Source organism: Candidatus Binataceae bacterium (assembly GCA_035508495.1).
Taxonomy (GTDB): Bacteria; Desulfobacterota; Binatia; order Binatales; family Binataceae; genus JASHPB01.
The window spans coordinates 14,829-36,476 of the sequence record DATJMX010000018.1 but is presented as its reverse complement, the minus strand read 5'-3'; the positions used below and the strand labels follow the sequence as shown (position 1 = coordinate 36,476).

Here is a 21,648-nt window from a genome sequence, read left to right as displayed (position 1 = left end):
CAGAGTTCTTGTAGAAGATGTAGAGCCTGTCAGCGGCTTGCGGTATTGGATTTTCCGGCGAGAACCCAAAAGGGCGTCGGCCTAGGCGGCCTGCTTCGCGCGTTCGGCGACAAAGCGCTGGAGCTCCTCGGCTTTGAATCGGACGTAATGGCCCAATCTGATCGATGGGAGAGTGTCGAGACGCACCTGCTCTCGGACCCACGACTCGGGCACGTCGAACAACTCCACGACCTGCAGAGCGCTCAGGAGCGCGCTCTCGCCATTCTTTCCGTTAGAAGCGCCACCCGATGGCTCAGCATCATCGAGAGCAGGGTGCCTTCGAGGGTCTTCAGCGCCGCTACGCGGCCCGTCCAGATAGGAGAAGTCTCAGCCCTGGAACGAACGCTCCTTGGCCTCCCGCAGCAATCGCTCGGCACGGGAAATGCCAAATTATTTACAATTGTCCTGCGCTTTGGGTACTGGCGTCATTCGGTCAAAAGACGCCACTGTGGGGCTGAAATGACGCCACTTTTCATGGGGCCTCGTTCATACCTCGACGGCATCAGTTTGGTAGGGGCAGTAATCATGTCGGATCATTCTTGGCGCGGAGATCGATGGCAACATCCTCGCATATCTGTGATTGGCGACGCTCTTCGAGATCGTCCGACCTGACAAAGCGCAGCAAGCCAAAGCCCGCGCATTTTTGTCCGTTCCGCTCTACAAAGCGATTTACGAAAAGTACAAGGGGCGGCTACTAGGTGGCAACGCCGTGCTCGAACAAGACATGGTTGACCTTGGCGTTGCCGAGAAACAAAAGGCGCGTGCGCGACAAGGATTTCAACGCTCAGCAGAACAGGCAAAACTGGGCAGGGATCGACTTGTGTTGCCTGCGGGTGTATCTCTCGATTCGAGGCCAACTCCATCGAACGGGGAGAAAGGTCGAAAGATGGAACACCAACAGCAGCCGCAATTCACGCCGTCAGGCGATGTGAATCCCGTCCTTTCATTCCTACTGAAATCGCTTCCACCGAGCGGGTCCGATTGGCCGCAAGATGCACGTCAGCAATGGATGCGGATGCTCGAACTAGCGCTGGATGAGATGTACAAGCGTTCGGGCGAATGAACGCTCGCCACGCAGCCGCGCTCGCGCTGCTATTACTAGTCGCATCAATGGTCGGTTGCGAAAGGCGGAAACCTTTCTGGCTAATGATGATGCCGCCAGTGCAGGAAGGTCAGCTTGAACTGAACGCTCCAATGATGAGTTGGAGTCCGAATGGCCTCTTTGGTTCGTTTTCAGAGTGTGAGCAAGCGCGAAAGGCAGCAGCCGCATTCAGTGTGAAACAAGCCCAACAAATGTTTGGGAAAATGTTCAAAAACTTTAGCGAAGCACAAATCAAAGGCGCGATGGGCGTAATGTCGAATGCGGTCTGTATTGCGTCTGACGATCCCCGCCTCGCCAAATGAAGCCACCCGCATTTCAAAAGACGCCACTTACATCTGATCACGCTGAAATGACACCAGTACCGCGCTTTGGCCAGCCTTGTTTTCAAGTCGCCGTGCGGCTTCGGTCCTCACGCGCCTCGCTGGCTAGCAGGATTAATGGAGGGCGCGTCGGCCACCGATGCTGTGTCGCCGACGGAAGGCAGCCAACTTCGCTCGGTTGCCGCAGGTCTTCATACTGCACCAGCGGCGCTGCCGGTTCCTCGCGATCTCAAGGAAGAAGAGCCCGCAAGTCGGATTCGCGCAGCGCTTGATCCGAATTCAGTTCATGATTGCAGAGCAGATCGCTCGCCGACTCGGCGATCGGCGTCAGCAATTGGCTTGGCCGGTCCAGTCGCCGGCGAAATTCCTGAGTGAAACCGCTTTTGGTTCGGACTAGCTCCGAACAGCCCTCGCGCTGGGAGAGAAATCGGTTAATCGCGCTTACCGTCTTCGGTTCTTAATGCACAGCCAGAAACTCAGGCGCGTTCAAAAGTGTTGCGCTACCTGAGATCGTCAACCGTGGGGCCGCGTTGCCCGTGGCATTTCCATTGAATGCGACCAGGCTCGAGGGCGCGATGAAATTGCCCACCCACAGGCGACTTAAGTTGTCGAATGCGATACCGAGCGGCGAGTTCAGTCCGGTCGCTGGCCCCTCGATAGTGCTCGCCGGCGCGACGTCACCGTCGGAACCCTTGGCGAACACCAGGATCTGATTCGCATTTCCGTTTGCGACGTAGAGATCACCGTTGGGCGCGAATGCCAGTCCCGCGGGTGAATTCAGCATGGTGTTGGCCCCGCTGATCGATGCGATCGGCGCGACATTGCCGTCGGCGTCGGAGGCAAACTCGTATATCGCACTATTGCCCGAGTCGGTGACCCAGATGTCATTGCTTCGGTCGATAGCCACGCCGAAGAGAGTCATGAACTGAGTATTGCTACCGGAAATCGCGGCGCTCGGCGCGATATTTCCGGATGCATTGGGCGGAAATTTCAAAATCAAGAGATTCGTTATGATGTTAGTCATAACGATGTTGCCTTGGCGGTCCACGGCAATGCCGGCGCAGTTGCTGATCATCGTGTTCGAGCCGGCGATCGTCGAGATCGGCGCCACATCTCCGTTTGCGTCATGGGCGAAGCGAGCTATCAGTCCCGATCCATCGCAGACAAGAATGTCGCCGTCACGCTCGACGGCAACTCCGCGAGGCGTATTGAGTTGCGTATCGGGACCGCCGATCGTCGCGATCGGGGCGACGTCGCCGTTATCGCGATTCGTATATTCCGTGACGTTCTCATTGAAGACATTGGGGACGTATATCGTCTGGATAGGAGCGAACGGTGGTCCGCCACTTGAGCCGCCGCATCCGCCGCTCGCAATCGCGATCGCCGCGACGAACCCTGCCAACATCAATCGCTCGATCTTCATCGTGTCCTCCCGTGTTCCGCTCAGCGACTCCCCAAATCAGTTGGCGGATGAACCTACTCAAAAAGATTACGAGAGTAAACGTCGAGCAGCCGCGGAGGGCACGGTGCTTAACTTTCGCCGCTATTGACGGCGCCGCCGCCCTGCCCGCTTCCGCCTTGCGAAGGATCGCGGCCGAGAGCGCGCAGGGCGCGACGCACCATGAAGTTGCGCGGATCGATGTCGTAGGCGCGCTCGAGGTACAGGATCGCGGACGCCGCCCGTTGCAGACGCGCCGCGCATTTCGCCATCGCCAGCAACATCTCGACGTTGTCGGTGCCCTGGAACTCGCGCGCGCGTTTCAACGTGGCGAGCGCCTCGGCCCATTTCTCGGTCTCGACCAGAGATAGCCCCAGTCCGAGCATTGCATCGGCGTTCAATGGATCGATATCGAGCGCTTCGCGATACATCGATTGTGCGTTGCGCTTCGCGCCCTTGCGATGAAGATCCGCGGCAGCCGACGCGAGGTGATTTGACTCGTCGCGCCATCCGCGCGACTCGAGGTCAACGGCGATCTCCTCATAAGAGATTTCCGCCTTCAGAATTCGCACCCGCGGCCCGAAATAGTCGCGGAGTCTTGCGATGATTCGATCCGAGATCGCCGCGGGATCCTCGAGGAAGATGAGGCCGATCGGATCGCCGACATGGTCGTCGCGCCGCAGCACCAGCGTGCGCTTGTGCCAGACCCTTGAGGCCGGGCGCGGCGATTTCGATTGATCGTCAGACTCGCTCATTGGGATCGAACAGCTTTCCATATTCGTCGAGCGCGAAGCGATCGGTCATGCCCGCGATATAATCCGCGACCGCGCGCGCCACCGTCTCGCCGTCGCGCTCGGCGCGCTCCAGCACATGCGCCGGCATCTGCCGCGGTTCCGCCATGTAAGCATTGAAGAGTTGCGCGAGCACCCGAGCTGCCTTCTCCGTCATCCGGCTCACGCGATAATGCCGATAGAGCCGCTCCGCCATGATTTGCTTGAGCTCTGCCACCTTCGGCGTCATCACAGGGCTGAAGGTCGCGATCGCGCGTCCTGCCTTACGTATGTCTTCGAGGCTCCCAATCGCGGCGTGCTCGATTTCGTCGGCGATCGCGCGCATCAGGTCGGTTGACATAGCGTCGATCATCCTGATGACCGTCTGATAGCGAAGGACCCGCGGCTCGGCTCCCGGCGTTGCCTCGCGCGCCGCCTCCGCCGCTTCGCGATAGAGCGCGGAGCGAGAGAGATCGTCGGCCGTGAGCATTTGCGCCTTCACGCCGTCATCGACATCGTGCGCGAGGTACGCGATTTCATCGGCCAGATCGACGATCTGCGCCTCGAGACATGGATACGTCGAAGGATCGAACTGCTGCGCCGCGAGCCGGCCATGAAAATGCGAATGCTTGACGATCCCCTCGCGCACCTCGAACGTCAGGTTGAGACCGCGGAAGCCCGGGTAACGAATCTCGATCCAATCCACGGTGCGAAGGCTCTGCGCGTTGTGATCAAAGCCGCCATGCGGCTTCATGAGATCGTTGAGGACTTTCTCGCCCGCATGACCGAACGGCGTGTGCCCGAGATCGTGCGCCAGCGCGACTGCCTCGGCCAGCACCTCGTTGAGTCCGAGCGCGATGGCGATCGTGCGCGTGATCTGCGCGGCCTCGAGCGTGTGCGTCAGCCGCGTGCGATAGTAGTCGCCTTCGTGATTCACGAAGACTTGCGTCTTGTACTCGAGGCGGCGGAAAGCTGCCGAATGGATGATGCGATCGCGATCGCGCTGGAACGCCGTGCGCATCGGATGCTCGAGCTCGACGAAACGGCGCCCGCGGCTGGCCCGCGAGTGCATCGCGTAAGGCGCCAGCGTGTGCGCTTCAATTTCCTCCAGCTCCTGCCTCGTCCGCAGCATCGTCGCGGCCATTCCGGCGTGACACGCCGATGCTATCACGGGTCACGCTGAGCCCCAATGACCCGTGATTCGCCGGTCAACAGCTTACCTGGGCACAACTACGGCACTCGCGCGCCACTTCATCTCGCGCGCCGTCATCCCTATACTTCGAGGCGGGGTTGATGCTTGTGCGGTGGAACCTGTATCGCGGATTGGCCGCGTGGGTTGGGCTCGCGGCACTTTTAACGCTCTCGGCGTGCTCGACGAGCGTCGCCCCTCTTCCGTATGAGACGATTCCACCGCCGACCACCACATCAATCCAGCCCGGAGCGAAATCGATCGTCGGCGTCGCATCATGGTATGGCCCCGGCTTCGACGGCCATCGCACATCTACTGGCAGTATCTACGATCAGGAAGAAATGACTGCCGCGTCGGAACTCTTCGCACCGGGAAGCCGCGTGATGGTCACGAATCTCAACAACGGCAAGAGCGTTGAGGTCACCATCACGGACCATGGCCCATATAAGAAGGGCCGCAAGATCGATCTGTCACACAAAGCCGCCGCGGTCATCGGCATGATCGGTCCCGGCACCGCGCGGGTGCGAATCGACCTCGTGAGCGCGCCCGCGGGCTCGCGTCCGGTGGGCTCGATGCCGGAGTTTTTCGTCCAGGTCGGATCGTTCAGCAACCAGGCCCACGCGTTAAGTGTGCGCAACAGGATTGCCGCGTATTTCAACGACGTTCGCATCAATCAGGTTGATGCAGGTGCGAACCGATACTACCGTGTGCGCATGGGCGCATTTGCATCCCGCCATGAGGCTGAGGCCCGCGCGGCGGACACGTCGCGGCTCGGAATTCACGTCGTGATTGTTTGTGAATGAGAATTCGGTTTCGCGCTAAGCGCAGCAGGCTGACGTTCGCCGCGTTGGCGCTCGGCCTCTTCGGCTGCAGCTACGCGATCGTCCAAAATGATCAAATCAATCAGCAGAAGTCGGCCGAGGTCGAGGCCGGCATCCAGAAAATCCGCCAGCTCAACTTCAAGACTCCCGTGCCGATGGTCGTGAAGACCCGCGACCAGGCTGAGCAAATGATGGAGGCTGATCTCGCGCGCGACTATAGCGACGAGCAATTCGAGGTTGACGGCATCGCGGGCTCGCTGGTCGGTCTCTACCCGCCCGGTATCGACCTCAAAGCCGCCTCGCTCAGTTTGCTGAAATCGCAGGTCGCGGGATTTTACGATCCACACGGCAAGGAGATGGTGCTGGTTGAAGGCGGCGACGACGCGGGACTCGTCAATGGCACCAAGGAATTTCTCGCCCAGCGCGACGTGATCGGCGAGATGCTGCTGGCGCATGAGCTGACGCACGCGCTGCAGGACCAGAACTTCGGCCTCGAGCAAAGTCTCGACAAGTACAAGAACAATGACGATCGCGAGCTCGCGCTGAAATCTGTCGCCGAGGGCGATGCGATGATTGCGGGCTACGCTTACGTCTGGAACCGGATGGACACCAGCGTCGCCGACTCTCTCGCCGACAATCTACAGAACCTGTCGAGTGTCTTCGCATCGCAAGCGCGCAACGCTCCCGAAGGCCTCGCCGCGCCGCTGGTTTTTCAATACTCGCAAGGAACTCGTTTCGTCGCCGAAGCATATCGGCGCGGGGGATGGAACGCGGTCAACAAGTTGTACACTAATCCGCCTCAATCGACACATCAGATAATCCATCCGACATTCTACTTCGATCGGCCTGAGCCACCGCTCGAGATCTCGCTGGGCGGCTACAACACGGTCATGGCCGGCTGGAGGAAGGCCGACCAGGACACCTATGGCGAACTCCTGTTGCGCGTGATCCTCGAGCGGAACCTCGGCAAGCATTCGACCGACGTCGCCGTGAGCGCGCAATGGGCCGGCGATCAGATGATCATCCTGAAACAGGGCCGCGGCATCACCGTGATTTGGATGCTCGCGTTCCAGGATGCGTACAACGCCAGCCACTTCGCCGTCGTCTACGAGGGAATCCTCGACCGCCTGCTCGGCGATGCGACGGTGCATCGCATCGACTATCGCGGCAGCGACGTGCTCGTCATGATCGGCGAAGGCGCGAACTACTTTACTGACCTCGAGCCGACGATCTGGAAGGAAACGACGATCAACGGCGCGCACTCCGCCGCGAAGCTGCAGTCGGCTGATTCCGACCCGCCCGAGTCCTAGCCTACGTCGCCTAAGCTAAAGCCGAGGCGTAGCATCGCGCGCACCGCATCGCGCACTGCGGCAGAGTCGGGTGCTTCGAGGCGCGGATCGCGCTCCAGCCACTCCGCGGCCATCGCCCGAGCACGCTCGATCACCGAAAAATCGTGCACCATATGGAGAAAGCGCAGCGGCAAGGCTCCTGCCTGACGCGCACCGAAAAGATCGCCTGGACCGCGCATCCGCAGATCCGCCTCGGCGATCTCGCGCCCGCTCGCCGCACGCCGCATCATATCGAGACGCGCGAGTGCGGCGTCGTCGGCGTCGTTGGATGCCACCAGGATACATCGCGAAGGCGCGGCGCCGCGCCCCACCCTGCCGCGCAACTGATGCAATTGCGCGAGGCCGTAGCGCTCGGCCGCGTCGATCACGATCACGGTCGCTTCCGGCACATCGATACCGACTTCGACGACCGTGGTTGAGACCAGCACGTCGAGCGCGCCATCGCGGAACGCACGCATTACGTGATCCTTCTCGGAGCCGCGCATCCGGCCGTGCATCGTGCCGATCTTCGCCCCACGCAGCGCGCCAGCCAGGCGTGTCGCCGTCTGCGCGACAGACTTGGCCTCGTAATCATCGCTTTCGATCAACGGAACGACGTAGTATGCGCGTCCACCGTGGGCGATCTCTTCGCGCAGCGATTCATCCACTTGCGGAATTTGCGCTTCGCGATAGAGCTCAGTCGAGATCCGCGTGCGACCCGGCGGCATTTCATCGAGAATTGACAAATCGAGATTCGCGAATAGCGTCATCGCGAGGCTGCGCGGAATCGGCGTCGCGGTCATCAGCAGCACGTTAGCCGTGGGGCCCAGGTCCTTCAGCCGCGCGCGATCGAAGACGCCAAAGCGATGCTGTTCGTCGATGATCCCCAGTCCCAGCCTCGCGATCTTCACACGCTGTTGGATAAGGGCCTGCGTTCCGAACGCGACTGCGATACGACCGCTGGCAAGATCGCGCAACGTCGTTTGGCGCTCCGCACCAGCGACGCGTCCCGTGAGCAGCGTGCTACGGACGCCGAGGTTGCCGCACAGACGCGCGAAGGTTCGATAGTGTTGCTCGGCCAGAAGCTCCGTCGGCGCCATCACCACTGCCTGGAAACCATTCTCGATGGCTCTCAGAGCCGCCCAGAACGCGACCACGGTTTTGCCGCTGCCGACATCGCCCATCAGCATGCGATTCATCTGGGTCGGCTTTGCGAGGTCGGCGGCGATTTGTTCGATCGCGGCGCGCTGCGCGTTGGTCGGCGCGAACGGAAGCGTCGATAGGAATTTGCTTGTTACGTTCTTGCCGCTTTTGAGCTCCGCGCCAGCGCGCCTTTGCGAACGACGATGCTCGATCGCGAGCGCAGTCTCGAACGCGAAGAGTTCATCCAGCGCGAGCGCGCGATGAGCCGGCGAGTCTTCCATCTGCAGCGAAGTCGGATCCGCGTCATCTGGCGGCTGATGCAGGTACGCGAGTGCATCGCCAACCGTCATCTGATCGCGGCGAAGCTCCGCTGGTATCGAGCATGGTACGGTGCGGGCAACTTCAGAGATTGCCCTGGCGACGATCGAGGCGAACGTCCGCTGAGTAATCTGCGCGGGCAGCCGGTACACCGGACGAATCGGCGCCGGTGTCTCCTCGTCGAGCGCGATCACGTCCGGATGAACGATTTCAATTCCACCCTCGGCCGTGGCCGTAACGCGTCCGCGCAGAAGCACGCGGCGCCCGCCTGGCAAGTAACCGCGCATGTAAGAAGGCAGGTTGAACCAGACCACGCGAATCTTGCCTGTAGCGACAGCGATCGTCCCCGAAGCGAGCCGCCGCCAGCCGCGGCCGCGCATTGGACGCTCCTCGATCTTGCCGAGCTCGCCTTCGATGATCGCGATAACGCCGGGCTTGAGATTCTCGGGCGCCGTTCTCTCGCGCCAGTCCTGGTACCGGGTGGGAAGATGAAAGATCAGATCGGCGACTGTCGCCAGGCCCCGCTCCAGTAGCGCCTCGGCGCGTTTGGGCCCAATCCCCTTCAAGTTGACGAGCGGAGTCGCGAGCGTGATTCGCAAGTCTGGCGGCGCGGGATTATTCATCTCTGATCGCCGCGCGCCGGCGCGCGCCAGTCGATCAGGCGCGATGATAATCCTGCAGCGAGCGAACTTCGAGCGGCTGCGTCTTAAGCGCGCGGATACCCTGCACGCCGGCGTTGGCCCCCGACATCGTGGTGAAAAATGGAAGGCGAAGTTCGAGCGCGGTGCGGCGAATCGAAAACGAGTCGGCGGTGCCCGAGGAATCCGGAGTGTTGATCACCATCGCAATCCGCCCCTCTTTCATCGCATCGACAATGTGCGGACTGCCCTGCAGCACCTTGTTGACTGTCTGACACTCGATCCCAAGCTTGTTGATATACTTCGCGGTGCCTCCCGTCGCGATCAGATTGAAGCCCATGTCCTTGAGGCCGCGCACAATCGGCTCGAGGTGCGGCTTGTCGTCGTCGCGCACGCTGATGAAAACCAGGCCCTGCGCCGGCAGGTTGGACGACGCGCCAAGCTCCGCTTTGGCAAACGCCATCGCGAACGACGAGTCGATGCCCATCACCTCGCCGGTCGATTTCATCTCCGGACCAAGAATCGTATCGACTCCCGGGAAGCGGCCGAACGGAAAGACCGATTCCTTTACGGCGACGTGCTTGGGCACCCGCTCAGATGTAAAGCCCAACTCAGTGAGTTTCTTGCCCGCCATCACGAGCGACGCCAGTTTCGCCAGCGGCACGCCGATCGCCTTGCTCACGAAGGGGATCGTACGCGAGGCGCGCGGATTCACTTCGAGGATGTACACGTCGTTGTTGAAGATCGCGTACTGCACGTTAATGAGGCCGACGACGCCGAGCTCGCGCGCCAGCATCCGAGTCTGGCGCATCAGCTCGTCCTGCATCTCCTTGTTGAGCGTGTTGGGCGGGAGCGCGCACGCGCTGTCGCCCGAGTGAATTCCGGCGTGCTCGACGTGCTCCATGATTCCGCCGATGACGACGGTCTCGCCGTCCGAAATCGCATCGACATCAACTTCGGTGGCGCCCTGCAAATAGCGATCGACGAGCAACGGATGCTGCTCGGAGGCCTGCAGAGCCAGCGTGACATATCGGCGCAGCGAAGCCTCGTCGGGAATCACTTCCATCGCGCGGCCGCCGAGAACATACGACGGGCGAATCAAAACCGGATAGCCGACCCGCGCGGCTCCCGCGACTGCTTCATCGAGACCGCGCGCGAGAATCCCGAGCGGCTGGCGCAGGTTGAGCTTCTCCACGACGGCGTTGAAGCGCTCGCGATCCTCGGCGCGATCGATCGCGTCGGGACTGGTACCGAGAATTTTGACTCCCGCCTTCGAGAGCGGCACTGCAAGCTTGAGCGGCGTCTGGCCGCCGAACTGCACGATCACGCCCAAGGGCTTCTCGCGCTCGGCGATCGCAAGAACGTCTTCGTAGGTCAGCGGCTCGAAATACAGCCGATCGGAAATATCGTAGTCGGTCGAGACGGTCTCGGGGTTGCAGTTGACCATGATGGTCTCGAAACCGGCTTCCTTGAGCGCGAGGCTCGCGTGCACGCAACAGTAATCGAACTCGATACCCTGCCCGATTCGATTCGGACCGCCGCCCAGGATCATTATCTTGCGACGATCCGTCGGCGGCGCCTCATCCTCGCCCTCGTAGCTCGAATAAAGGTAGGGAGTGAAAGCCTCGAACTCGGCGCCGCAGGTATCAACTGCTTTGTACGCCGGCATGACACCCGCTTCGCGGCGCGCCCTTGCGATCGACGCCTCGTTGCTCTTGCGCAGATCGGCAATACGCCGGTCCGAGTATCCTGCGGGCTTGAACTCGCGGAAAAACTCCGGCGTCAGCGGCTCCGAAGCGACACGCTTCTCAAGGTCGATAACATGGGCGATCGCATCGATAAACCACGGGTCAATCTTGCTGAGATCGTGCACCTGGGACGGCGAAATACCGAGCCGAAGCGCATCGGCAAGATGAAAAAGGCGATGGCTGCTGGCGGTCGCCACGTTCTTGCGAAGCTCCGCGAGCATCGCGTCGGTCGGAGGCTCCGAAAGACGGCTGTCGAGCCCGAAAGTTCCGATTTCGAGCGAGCGCAGCGCTTTTTGCAGCGATTCCTTGAAGGTGCGGCCGATCGCCATGACCTCGCCGACGGACTTCATCTGCGGGCCCAACTCGTCGGCAGCGCCGCGAAACTTTTCGAAGGTGAAGCGCGGAATCTTGGTTACGACGTAATCGATGGTCGGCTCGAAACACGCCGGTGTTTTTTTCGTAATGTCGTTGGCAATCTCGTCGAGCCGGTAGCCGACCGCGAGCCGCGCCGCGATCTTTGCAATCGGAAAGCCTGTCGCCTTCGAAGCAAGCGCCGAGCTGCGCGACACGCGCGGATTCATCTCGATCACGACCATCCGTCCGGTCTTTGGGTCGATCGCGAACTGGATGTTCGACCCTCCCGTATCGACGCCGATCTCGCGAATGATGCGCAGCGCCGCATCGCGCATCACCTGGTATTCCTTGTCGGTGAGCGTCTGCGCAGGCGCGACGGTAATCGAATCTCCCGTATGCACGCCCATCGGATCGAGGTTTTCGATCGAGCAGATGATGACAACATTGTCGGCCATGTCGCGCATCACCTCGAGCTCGAACTCCTTCCATCCCTCGACGGACTGCTCGATGAGAACCTCGTGATTGGGCGACTGGTCGAGGCCGTAGGCGACTTTGGCCCGGTATTCGCCGGCATTGCGCGCGATCGATCCGCCAGTTCCGCCAAGCGTGCGCGAGGGGCGGATGATGAGCGGGATTCCTATCTCCTCGGCGATGCGATCAGCGTCTTCAAGCGAATGTGCGATTGCCGAGCGCGGTACTTCGAGTCCGATGTTGAGCATCGCCTGCTTGAACAGGTCGCGATCCTCGGCCTTTTTGATGGCGGGCAGCTTGGCGCCGATCAACTCGCAGTTGTATTTCTCCAGGACGCCCGCCTCGGCGAGCGCGATCGCGAGATTGAGCGCGGTCTGTCCGCCGACCGTGGGCAGCACGGCGTCGGGACGCTCGCGCTCGATGATCCGCGTCACCGCTTCGACGGTCATTGGCTCGATATACGTCCGATCGGCAAGCTCCGGATCGGTCATGATGGTGGCGGGATTCGAATTGATCAGGATCAGCCGCAGGCCTTCTTCGCGAAGCGCCTTGACCGCCTGGGTTCCCGAATAGTCGAACTCGCAGGCCTGGCCGATGACGATCGGGCCCGAGCCGATGAGCAATATCGATTTCAGATCTTTGCGAAGCGGCACTTTACAATCCGAAGTCCGGCGAGATTTGCGATACGGTTGTTGACATCGAGTTAAGCACGCGCCCCCGCGGTTTCATCGGCGATGATTCGTTCGAGCGTCTCGGCGCCGAAGCGCGGGAAGGCCTCGACCATCCGGCGGAAGCGGCGAAACAGGTAGCTCGAATCGTGCGGGCCCGGGGAGGCCTCGGGATGATACTGCACCGAGAAAAACGGCGAACCGATTCCGCGAAGTCCCTCCACGGTTTTGTCATTCAGATTCAGGTGCGACAGCTCCGCCTTGCCGTTTAGCGAATCGGTATCGACCGCGAAGCCGTGATTCTGCGAAGTGATTTCCACGCGCTGCGTGCGCAGATCCATCACCGGATGATTCGCACCGTGATGGCCGAAATCGAGCTTGTAGGTCGTCCCGCCGAGCGCGAGTCCGATCATCTGATGCCCAAGGCAAATACCGAATACCGGTTTCCTACCCAGCAGGCCGGCAACGGCCTTGTACGCATATGGCAATGCGGCGGGATCGCCGGGGCCGTTTGACAAAAAGATACCGTCAGCTTCCTGCGCGAGGATTTCTTCGGCGGTCGAGACCGCGGGCATGACTTTGACGCGAAAACCGTTGCCGACGAGGCGGCGCAGGATGTTGTGCTTGATGCCGTAGTCGAGCGCGACGATGAGCGGCGCATCGAGCATCTGCTCCGTGCTCGCATGGCGATAGCCGTGTCCGAGTTCCCAGTCGCCGACGTTCCAGTCGTAAGGCTTGGCGCAGCTTACTTCCCTCACCAGATCGCGTCCGACGAGGCCCGGCGATGCCTTGGCCCTGGCGATGAGCGAAGCGGGATCGAGATCGACGCTGGAGATGACGCCCTCCTGCGCGCCGTGATCGCGCAGATGACGCACCAGCGCACGCGTGTCGATGCCCTCGATACCGACGACACCGGCCTCTTCGAGGTACCTGCCGAGCGGCATCTCGGAGCGCCAGTTCGAGGGACGCTCCCAATACTCGCGGACGATAAATCCTTCAGCAAAGACGCGTTGCGACTCGGCGTCCTCGCGGTTGACTCCGACGTTGCCGATTTCGGGATAGGTCATGCACACGAGCTGCCCGCGATACGACGGGTCGGTCAGCACTTCCTGGTACCCGGTCATCGCGGTGTTGAAGACCACTTCGCCGACCGTCTCGCCGATCGCGCCGAAGGCGCGACCGCGAAAGATGCGGCCGTCGGCGAGCGCCAATATCGCTTCGCGCCTGCTCATTTAGGGCGTCTTTTTCCTCCCGTCAAAAACAATTGCGCCGTCAACAATAGTCAAAATCGCGCGGCCATGGAGCCGAGTCCCTGAGAACGGAGTGTTACGACTCTTTGATAAAAACTTTTCCGGCGCCACGATCCACTCGATGTCCGGATCGATTAGCGCGATGTCCGCCGTGTCGCCGATCGCAAGCGCACCACGATCCAATCTAAGCAGCCGCGCCGGATTTGTCGCCATCATCTGAACCATTCGCGATGCACCGATGATCCCGCGGCGAACGAGATCGAGCGCTAGACCGAGCGAAGTCTCGAGGCCGACGACGCCGTTGGCCGCCTGCTGGAATATTTCGGCAAGGTCGTGCGTCAGATGCGGCGTCGGCGTATCGGGACCGAACATCGCGGCCAGGTGATCCATCTGCTTGGAGCGCGGATCGTGCGGCGCGTGATCGGTCGCGATCATGTCGATCGTGCCGTCGGCCATCGCCTCGTGCAGCGCTTCCACGTCGCGCGCATTGCGCAGCGGCGGATTCATCTTCGCGTTCGGGCCCCAGGTCAACACGGCGCTGTCGTTGAGCGCGAAGTGATGAGGCGTCACCTCGCAACTGACCTGCGCGCCGCTCCGGCGCGCGGCACGGATGAGCGCCAGCGAGTCGGCGGTTGAAACGTGCGCGACATGAACCGGAGCGCCGGCTCCAAGCGCAATGCTGAGATCGCGACGCACCCGAGCGCTCTCAGCGGCGTCGGAATAACCGGCAACGCCGAGGCGCTTTGAAACTTCGCCGGCATTGACGGCGCCGTTGCAGGAAAGACCGCGATCCTCTTCGTGAAGAGAGATCGCCATGCCCAGAGCCTTGCTCGCATCGAATGCGCGCGACAGCAGCGCGAGATCATCGATTGGAATTCCGTCGTCGGAAAAGAGGCGGGCACCCGCCGCTGCCATCGCATCGAAATCAACCAGCTCCTTGCCCGCGAGCGCTTTGGTGACGGCAGAAACCGGAACAAGCCGCGATGCGCCAACCTCGCGCGCGCGCTCGAGCATGTAGCGCGTAATCTCGGGAGTGTCATTCACCGGCGAAGTGTTCGCCATCGCCGCGACGGTAGTGAATCCGCCGGCGGCAGCGGCGCGCAGACCGCTCGAAATATTTTCCTTCTCGGGAAAGCCGGGATCGCGCAGATGCACGTGCGGATCGATCAAGCCTGGAACGACCCACAGACCCTTCGCGTCGATCACGGTCGCATCGCCGGGGGACGAGACCGCGCCAGGGTCGTCGAGCGCTTCAACCACGCCGTCGTGAACCAGAAGATCCATTACACCATCGATGCCGTTGGCCGGATCGATCACTCGGCCGGATTTCAACAAAATCGCACTCACGTTGCCGCTTCAGACTCCTTGAGCGGTTCGACCATCGAATAGATCATCACCTTATCTTGCGACTTATGTCTCGCGTCGGCTCCAGGAGCCGTCAGGCGGACCTGCACGCGCTCCGTGCGCGAAGTCGGGATATTCTTGCCGACGTAGTTGGGGCGAATCGGCACCGCGCGATGACCGCGATCGATCAAGACCGCGAGCTTCACGCTGGCAGGCCGCCCGAGCTGCCACAGCATCGTCATCGCGCGCTGCACGGTCCATCCGCTGTTGATGACGTCGTCGACGATCACGATCGTGCGATCCGCGGCGCTGAATTCCTCGGTGGCATCGATCGGACGAATCGGATCGCTCGAGCTGTACACGTCGACCGCCGCGCACGGCGGACGAATCCCGGTCTTCTTCTGGATGAGCTCGCGCAGTCTGATCGCAAGCAGCGCGCCGTGGCTCACGACGCCGACGATCGCGACGTCAGCAAGATCCGGCAGGTCGGCGATGATTTGATCGGCGAGCGATTCGACGGCGTTCGAGATTTCGCCGCCCTTCATGATCTCGCGCTGCGGTCCGCGCTTGTACGGCTCGAAGCCGTGCTCCTCTGCCTGCTTGACGCTTTCGAAAACGGCGAGCGAGCCTTCCGCGATCCACTGGCGGACGTAGCCATGGAGCGCCTGGTCGAAGCGGTAGTACCGATGCGAGCGCGTATGGCCAACGAATTCGACGCGCACTTCACGCTCGCAATAGTCGCAGCGCAGATTGAGCGCATCGGGATCGATGCTGCGCGCCTGCTTGAAGCGTGGACGCAGATACAGTCCTTCAAACCGCGTGATGCAGTTGGCGTTGGCGCATCGCGGCGCCGCCTCGGTGCGAAAACGAATCGCAGCCGCCTCGCCATCGGCGCCGATGCGTTTTTCCGCGCGCTTGGTGTTTTCGATCATCCACGCGATGAGCGCCATGCGGACCGGCACACCCGCCGCTGCCTGCTGGAAATAGATTGCGCGCGGATCCTCGTCGAGCTCGTACGCGAGCTCGTTGGTGCGCGGCAGCGGATGCATCACGACGGCTTCCTGTGTGCGGCTGGTCTTGAGCGCGCGCGCATCGAAGCGCACGTAGTTGTCAGTCGCGGCTTCCTTACTGCCGAGGCGTTCTTTCTGAAGGCGCGTGACGTAGAACGCATCGAGCGCCGCGGGCGGCTCGCCCGCGGGCGCGCGTCCTCCAGCCGAAGTATCTCCCGTGAAGAGTGCCATCTGATGCGGTCCGCTGGGAGTCAGATAGAGCGCGTCGAGCCCGCCCGCGAGCGACTTCAGCTCGTCCATCGTCACGGTCGAGAAGCTGTAGCTGCGCTCGGCGGCGAGGCGATCGAGCACGTACTCGGGAACATTCATGCCGGCCTGCGGCACGGCGACGATATTCGCGCCGAAGCGGGCGAGCGCATAGATCAGCGAATGTACCGTGCGGCCATACTTGAGGTCACCGCACAGCGCGACAGTCAGACCCTTCAGATGGCCTTTCTTTTTCTTCAGGATGTAGAGATCGCAGAGGGTCTGCGTGGGATGCTCGCGGCTGCCGTCGCCCGCGTTGATGACGGGACAGGTCGCGTACTCCGCGGCCACGCGTGCGGCGCCATCGTGCGGATGCCGCAGCACGATCACGTCGGCATAGTTGCTGACGACGCGCACGGTGTCGGCGAGACTCTCGCCCTTGGCGGCGGAACTCGCGTGCATGTCAGCGGAGCTGATCACCGAGCCGCCGAGGCGATGCATCGCGGATTCGAAACTGAGCCGCGTGCGTGTCGACGGCTCGTAAAAGAGCGTCGCCATCACGAGATTGCCAGCGGCGCCAAGCGTTTTACCCTCTTCGAGACCGCGCTCAAGCTCCTCGGCGATCTCGAAGATGCGCTCGATCTCGGCGGTCGAAAGATCCTCGATTGAAACGATGTCCAGTTTCGTAAGGCGTGGCATCGTTATTTTCGCTCTCCGATTACCACTGCGTCCGCACCGTCGATTTCAGATAGGCGCACGTAAACGCGCTGGCCGCGTGGGGCGGGAATGTTCTTGCCGACATAGTCGGCGCGGATCGGCAATTCATGCTCGCCGCGATCGACGAGCACCGCGAGCTGAACCGATTCAGCACGGCCGAGATCGGTTATCGCATCGAGCGCGGCGCGCACCGTGCGCCCGGTATAGAGGACATCGTCGACGAGCACGACGGTCTTGCCATCGAAGACGAAAGGAATGTCGCGGCCGAGCAGACGCGGATCGCCAGGCGTGCCGCGGCCATCGTCGCGATACGACGAGATGTCGATCGTGCCGACCGGCACCTCGCCCTTGCCATGCTGCCGCAGCTCGGCTGCGATACGCTCAGCGAGGTTTGCGCCGCGGCGCACAATACCGACGAGGACGATATTTTCGGCGCCGTTATTACGTTCGGAAATTTCGAGCGCGATGCGCTTGATTGAGCGCCCGACCTGCGCGGCGTCGAGCACGACATTGGGCTTGCCGTTGCTCATCGGCCGACCCAAAAAAAATCCCGGATGCGAACGCAACCGGGCATAATTGAGATCGTATTCGTCATGTTCGACCTTCTCACCATCGCAGTGGTGACTTAAAGGTGATCAGTATTTATCGCCGCGCCTGAGATGGATCAAGCGGGCGGAACAAATCAACTTGCGCGTTTGCGTTCGAGCTTGCGCAGGCGCTGGTCCTGGTCGCGCGTTGCGACAGTGATTCGATCGTCGAAGCGCTCGAATTTGCGCGCGAGATCAGCGAGTGCTTTGTTCGTCGTTTTCAGTTCCGCGGCGAGCTTCTTGGCGGATGATTCCGCTGACGATGCGATCTCGCGCTTGATGACTTTGGTCGTGTCGGCGAGCTCGGCGTGGAGCATGGCGCCGTCTGCCACGGGAGCTTCGGCTGGCGTGCCGATCTGATCGCGCAGCGCCGCGAGGTTCTCCCGGATCTCCACGCGCGCTTTGCCGAGCGCCTCGCCGATACGAATGATCTCGGCGCCCAGGTCCTCGCGAACAATAGTGATACCTTTGCGATTCTCCGCAATCTGCTCGGAAAGGAACCGCACCTGCCCGCCAACTTCGGCGAATTGCCCGAACAGTTCCGTGCGCAGGGCATCGACGCGCCCGCCGAATCCGGTGACCGCTTCGACCACCAGCTCAAAGCGCGCGCCGAGTTCCTCGAGGATCGTTCCGATCTTGGTTACCGCCTCGTCAGCCACGTGATCTCCCCTCGCCTAACGCACCAGCATCCCGAACCTGTTCCATCGAATCGGAATCAGGCTGGTGCCATCGCTGTCCCAAGACCAGTAAATGATCATGGCCTTGCCTTCAACCTCATCATCATCGACGAATCCCCAGAAGCGGCTGTCGTAACTGCGGTCGCGATTATCGCCCATCATGAAGAGCTTGCCGGGCGGGACGGTGATGGGGCCGAAATTGTCGCGCGGCGAGACGTCCGATCGGTCGCCGGCCGCGACTTCGAAATGCGCATGCGGATCGGGCATCGGCTCTCCGTTGAGCCATACAGCGCCGTTTTTCACCTGGATCGTATCGCCCGCAAGGCCGATAACACGTTTGATGAAGTCCTTGGTCGGGTCGGGCGGGAACACGAACACGACGACATCTCCGCGATGCACGGGCTCGAGATGGAAAAGATATTTCCCGTAAGGGAGCCCCGGGATTTGCACGCCAAACAACGAATCAGGCATCCGCAGGCCGTAGATGATCTTGTTGACAAGTATGTGGTCGCCGACCAGCAGCGTCGGCTCCATCGAGCCCGAGGGAATCTTGTACGCCTGGACGAAGAAGGTGCGGATGACGATCGCGAGGACGAGCGCGATACCCATTGCCTCGCCGTATTCGCGGATAACCGACTTGTGCGGCGCCGGTGAGCCAAGTGGCGGGCGCGTTCCGGACAAGGAACTCTTGTTAACGTCACGGGCCGGTTGCGCCATCGGCTACTCTCCAACCTTGAGCAGTGCCAGGAAGGCTTCCTGCGGAATTTCGACGCGCCCCACCTGTTTCATCCGCTTCTTGCCTTCTTTCTGCTTCTCGAGAAGCTTGCGTTTGCGCGTGATGTCGCCGCCGTAGCATTTGGCGGTGACGTTCTTGCGCAGCGCTTTTACCGATTCACGGGCGATGATTCGTGCGCCGATCGAGGCCTGAATTGCGACTTCGAACATCTGGCGCGGAATGAGTTGCCGCATCTTCTCGCATAGCGCCCGGCCCCGTTCGTAGGCTTTGTCGCGATGCACTATGACCGAGAGCGCGTCCACGACGTCGCCGTTGATCCGGATATCCAATTTAACCAGAGGCCCGGCGCGGAAGTCCAGAAACTCATAGTCGAGCGAGGCGTAGCCGCGGCTGACCGATTTCAGCCGGTCGTAGAAGTCGAAGACGATCTCGGCCAGCGGCAGTTCATAATGGAGAATCACGCGGTTGTTGCCGAGAAACTTCAGATCGCGTTGCAAGCCGCGGCGATCCTCGCAGAGCGCCATCACCCCGCCGAGAAACTCCTCGGGCATGTGAATGGAGGCGAGAATGAATGGCTCCTCGATGGCCTCGATCGAATTTTCGTCGGGCAGGAACGCGGGGTTGTCGACCATCGTCGTCTTGCCGGCAGAATTGCGCACCTGATAGGCGACGGTCGGCGCCGTGACGATCAGATTGATACCGAACTCGCGCTCGAGGCGTTCCTGCGCGATCTCCATGTGCAGCAGTCCGAGGAACCCCGCGCGAAAGCCAAAGCCCAGCGCCTGGGAGGACTCGGGCTCGCAGATAAGACTTGCGTCGTTCAGACGGAGCTTGTCGATCGCATCACGGAGCGCGCCGTACTGATTCGCCTCGGTCGGATAGAGACCGGCGAACACCATCGGCTTGAGCTCTTTGAAACCCGGCAGCGGCTCGGCGGCGGGATTGTCGTCGTCCGTAATCGTATCGCCGACGCGCATGTCCTGAACGGTCTTGATTCCCGCGACGACGAAGCCGACTTCGCCGGGGCCGAGCGTGTCGGCTGGCTGCTCGTGCGGCGTGAAGTGTCCCAGGCGCATCACCTCGCCGGTTTTGTCCGTGCCCATCAGGCGCACTTTCATCCCACGCTTGAGTTCGCCGCCAAACACGCGCACGAGACCGATCACGCCCTCGTAGCTGTCATACCAACTGTCGAAGATGAGTGCGCGCGTGCCTGCGCCCGGCTGAGGCTTGGGCGCCGGGATACGTTTGACGATCGCTTCGAGCACCTCGTCGATACCGACACCCTCTTTCGCGCTGGTCAGGATCGCGTCGTCGGCGGGCAGACCGATAATGTCCTCGATCTGCTTGCGCGTGCGCTCAACGTCGGCCCCTGGCAGATCGATCTTGTTGATGACCGGCACGATCTCGAGGCCATGATCGAGTGCGAGGTAAACGTTCGCCAGCGTCTGCGCTTCGACACCCTGGCTCGCATCGACCACGAGCAGCGCGCCCTCGCAGGCGGCGAGGCTGCGCGATACCTCGTAGGCGAAGTCAACGTGACCGGGAGTGTCGATCAGGTTGAGTGTGTACTGCCTGCCGTCTTTCGCGTCGTAGGCAAGACGCACCGAGCGCGCTTTGATCGTGATGCCGCGCTCTCGCTCCAAATCCATCGAGTCGAGAAACTGTTCCTTGAGCTCGCGCTTGCTGAGCGCACCGGTGCGTTCGAGCAATCGATCGGCGAGCGTGGACTTGCCGTGATCGATATGCGCAATGATCGAGAAATTACGAATCGAGGCAGGTTCGGTCATTTCACCCCGAGCGGGTCCGCTGTTCCTTGAAATACTTGAAGGTCTCGGCGAGACCGTCGGCGAGCTTCTTTTCCGGACGCCATCCGAGCACCTGCGCAGCCTTGGCCGGAGAGATCACCGAGCGCCGCTGCTCACCGGGCCGCGCCGGGCCGTATTCGGCCTTGGCCGGAAAATCCGCGATCGACGCGAGCGTTTCATAGAGCACGTTCACGTCGCTTTCGATCCCCGTGCCGACGTTGAATGCGCCCGAAGCGTTGCTCCTGAGCGCCGCGAGATTGGCGCGGACGACGTCGCCGACGAAGACATAGTCGCGCGTCTGCTTGCCATCGCCGAAGATAGTCACGGGCTTCTTGTCGAGGATCCGCCCGCAAAAAATCGCGACCACGCCCGCCTCACCGTGCGGATCCTGGCGTGGGCCATATACATTGCCGTAGCGCAGCGCCGTGTAATCGATGCCGTACTCGTTCTTGTAAAAGAACAGGTAGGCCTCGGTAGCGAGCTTGGCGATTCCGTAGGGACTGATCGGCCGGCGCGGATGCTCCTCGTCGCAGGGAAACTGATCCTGCTCGCCATAGATCGCGCCGCCGGTCGAGGAGAAGATCACGCGCTTCAGACCGTTCTGCCGCGCGACTTCGATCATGTTGAGGAAGCCGACGATATTCACCTGCGCGTCGAACGCCGGATCGGCAACCGAGCGCCGCACGTCCATCTGCGCCGCGAGATGAATGATCACCTCGGGCTTAACCTTCTCGATGACGCCCTTCACTCCCGCGGCTTCGCGCAGATCGACCTTGAAAAACGCAGCCCTCGGATTCACCTGATGCTGTTTGCCCGCCGACAGATCGTCGAGGATCGAGATCTCGCCGGCGTCCTGCGCGACGAGCGCGTCGACCGTGTTGGAGCCGATAAATCCGGCCCCGCCTGTTACCAGTATTCGCATCGTTGGT

At 61.5% G+C, this 21,648-nt stretch carries 18 protein-coding genes; 4 read left to right on the top strand and 14 right to left on the bottom strand.

Annotation, left to right across the window (positions count from 1 at the left end):
- Positions 1 to 81 precede the first annotated feature (81 nt).
- Complete coding sequence (locus VMA09_05945) at positions 82 to 228, bottom strand: hypothetical protein (protein HUA33128.1); 147 nt, start codon at positions 226 to 228, stop codon at positions 82 to 84.
- Positions 229 to 619: 391 nt separating this feature from the next.
- On the opposite strand from VMA09_05945, the gene VMA09_05940 reads away from it, so the two are divergent.
- The gene (locus VMA09_05940) at positions 620 to 1,102 is read left to right on the top strand and encodes a hypothetical protein (GenBank protein ID HUA33127.1); all 483 of its coding nucleotides are present in this window, start codon (positions 620 to 622) and stop codon (positions 1,100 to 1,102) included.
- Complete coding sequence (locus VMA09_05935) at positions 1,099 to 1,443, top strand: hypothetical protein (protein ID HUA33126.1); 345 nt, start codon at positions 1,099 to 1,101, stop codon at positions 1,441 to 1,443. The genes VMA09_05940 and VMA09_05935 overlap by 4 nt, the downstream gene beginning before the upstream one ends.
- Positions 1,444 to 1,918: 475 nt before the next feature.
- On the opposite strand, the gene VMA09_05930 is transcribed toward VMA09_05935, so the two are convergent.
- The 3 genes from VMA09_05930 to VMA09_05920 all read right to left on the bottom strand — a co-directional run bounded on the left by VMA09_05930 (position 1,919) and on the right by VMA09_05920 (position 4,801).
- Positions 1,919 to 2,884: an NHL repeat-containing protein gene (locus tag VMA09_05930; protein HUA33125.1), complete on the bottom strand. Its 966-nt coding sequence runs from the start codon at positions 2,882 to 2,884 to the stop codon at positions 1,919 to 1,921.
- A 107-nt stretch (positions 2,885 to 2,991) separates the two neighbouring features.
- Positions 2,992 to 3,654, bottom strand: a complete 663-nt coding sequence (locus VMA09_05925; protein HUA33124.1) for a tetratricopeptide repeat protein — start codon at positions 3,652 to 3,654, stop codon at positions 2,992 to 2,994.
- Entirely contained in the window at positions 3,641 to 4,801 is a 1,161-nt protein-coding gene (locus VMA09_05920; protein HUA33123.1) for a deoxyguanosinetriphosphate triphosphohydrolase, read from the bottom strand. Before VMA09_05920 ends, VMA09_05925 begins: the two co-directional genes overlap by 14 nt.
- Before the next feature lie 161 nt (positions 4,802 to 4,962).
- On the opposite strand from VMA09_05920, the gene VMA09_05915 reads away from it, so the two are divergent.
- Complete coding sequence (locus VMA09_05915) at positions 4,963 to 5,661, top strand: septal ring lytic transglycosylase RlpA family protein (GenBank protein HUA33122.1); 699 nt, start codon at positions 4,963 to 4,965, stop codon at positions 5,659 to 5,661.
- The gene (locus tag VMA09_05910) at positions 5,658 to 6,989 is read left to right on the top strand and encodes a hypothetical protein (GenBank protein HUA33121.1); all 1,332 of its coding nucleotides are present in this window, start codon (positions 5,658 to 5,660) and stop codon (positions 6,987 to 6,989) included. The genes VMA09_05915 and VMA09_05910 overlap by 4 nt, the downstream gene beginning before the upstream one ends.
- On the opposite strand, the gene recG is transcribed toward VMA09_05910, so the two are convergent.
- From recG to VMA09_05860, 10 genes are all read right to left on the bottom strand, one after another.
- Complete coding sequence (recG, locus tag VMA09_05905) at positions 6,986 to 9,091, bottom strand: ATP-dependent DNA helicase RecG (protein ID HUA33120.1); 2,106 nt, start codon at positions 9,089 to 9,091, stop codon at positions 6,986 to 6,988. The two genes, VMA09_05910 and recG, sit on opposite strands and share 4 nt — an antisense overlap.
- A gap of 34 nt (positions 9,092 to 9,125) precedes the next feature.
- A complete protein-coding gene (carB, locus tag VMA09_05900) occupies positions 9,126 to 12,332 on the bottom strand; it encodes a carbamoyl-phosphate synthase large subunit (protein ID HUA33119.1) in 3,207 nt (1,068 codons plus the stop codon).
- Positions 12,333 to 12,382: 50 nt separating this feature from the next.
- The gene (gene carA, locus VMA09_05895) at positions 12,383 to 13,579 is read right to left on the bottom strand and encodes a glutamine-hydrolyzing carbamoyl-phosphate synthase small subunit (protein ID HUA33118.1); all 1,197 of its coding nucleotides are present in this window, start codon (positions 13,577 to 13,579) and stop codon (positions 12,383 to 12,385) included.
- Positions 13,580 to 14,929 (bottom strand): dihydroorotase, encoded by a 1,350-nt coding sequence (locus tag VMA09_05890; protein ID HUA33117.1) that lies wholly within the window; start codon positions 14,927 to 14,929, stop codon positions 13,580 to 13,582. It lies immediately after the preceding gene.
- Between the two features lie 11 nt (positions 14,930 to 14,940).
- Positions 14,941 to 16,896: an aspartate carbamoyltransferase gene (gene pyrB / locus VMA09_05885; GenBank protein ID HUA33116.1), complete on the bottom strand. Its 1,956-nt coding sequence runs from the start codon at positions 16,894 to 16,896 to the stop codon at positions 14,941 to 14,943.
- Between the two features lie 2 nt (positions 16,897 to 16,898).
- Positions 16,899 to 17,444 carry a bifunctional pyr operon transcriptional regulator/uracil phosphoribosyltransferase PyrR gene (gene pyrR / locus VMA09_05880; protein HUA33115.1) on the bottom strand — a complete coding sequence of 182 codons (546 nt, stop codon included), beginning with the start codon at positions 17,442 to 17,444 and terminating at the stop codon, positions 16,899 to 16,901.
- Between the two features lie 152 nt (positions 17,445 to 17,596).
- Positions 17,597 to 18,160: a hypothetical protein gene (locus VMA09_05875; protein ID HUA33114.1), complete on the bottom strand. Its 564-nt coding sequence runs from the start codon at positions 18,158 to 18,160 to the stop codon at positions 17,597 to 17,599.
- Between the two features lie 15 nt (positions 18,161 to 18,175).
- Positions 18,176 to 18,895: a signal peptidase I gene (gene lepB / locus VMA09_05870; protein ID HUA33113.1), complete on the bottom strand. Its 720-nt coding sequence runs from the start codon at positions 18,893 to 18,895 to the stop codon at positions 18,176 to 18,178.
- A gap of 3 nt (positions 18,896 to 18,898) precedes the next feature.
- Positions 18,899 to 20,701: a translation elongation factor 4 gene (lepA, locus tag VMA09_05865; GenBank protein ID HUA33112.1), complete on the bottom strand. Its 1,803-nt coding sequence runs from the start codon at positions 20,699 to 20,701 to the stop codon at positions 18,899 to 18,901.
- A gap of 1 nt (position 20,702) precedes the next feature.
- The gene (locus VMA09_05860) at positions 20,703 to 21,641 is read right to left on the bottom strand and encodes an NAD-dependent epimerase/dehydratase family protein (protein ID HUA33111.1); all 939 of its coding nucleotides are present in this window, start codon (positions 21,639 to 21,641) and stop codon (positions 20,703 to 20,705) included.
- Between the last annotated feature and the right edge of the window lie 7 nt (positions 21,642 to 21,648).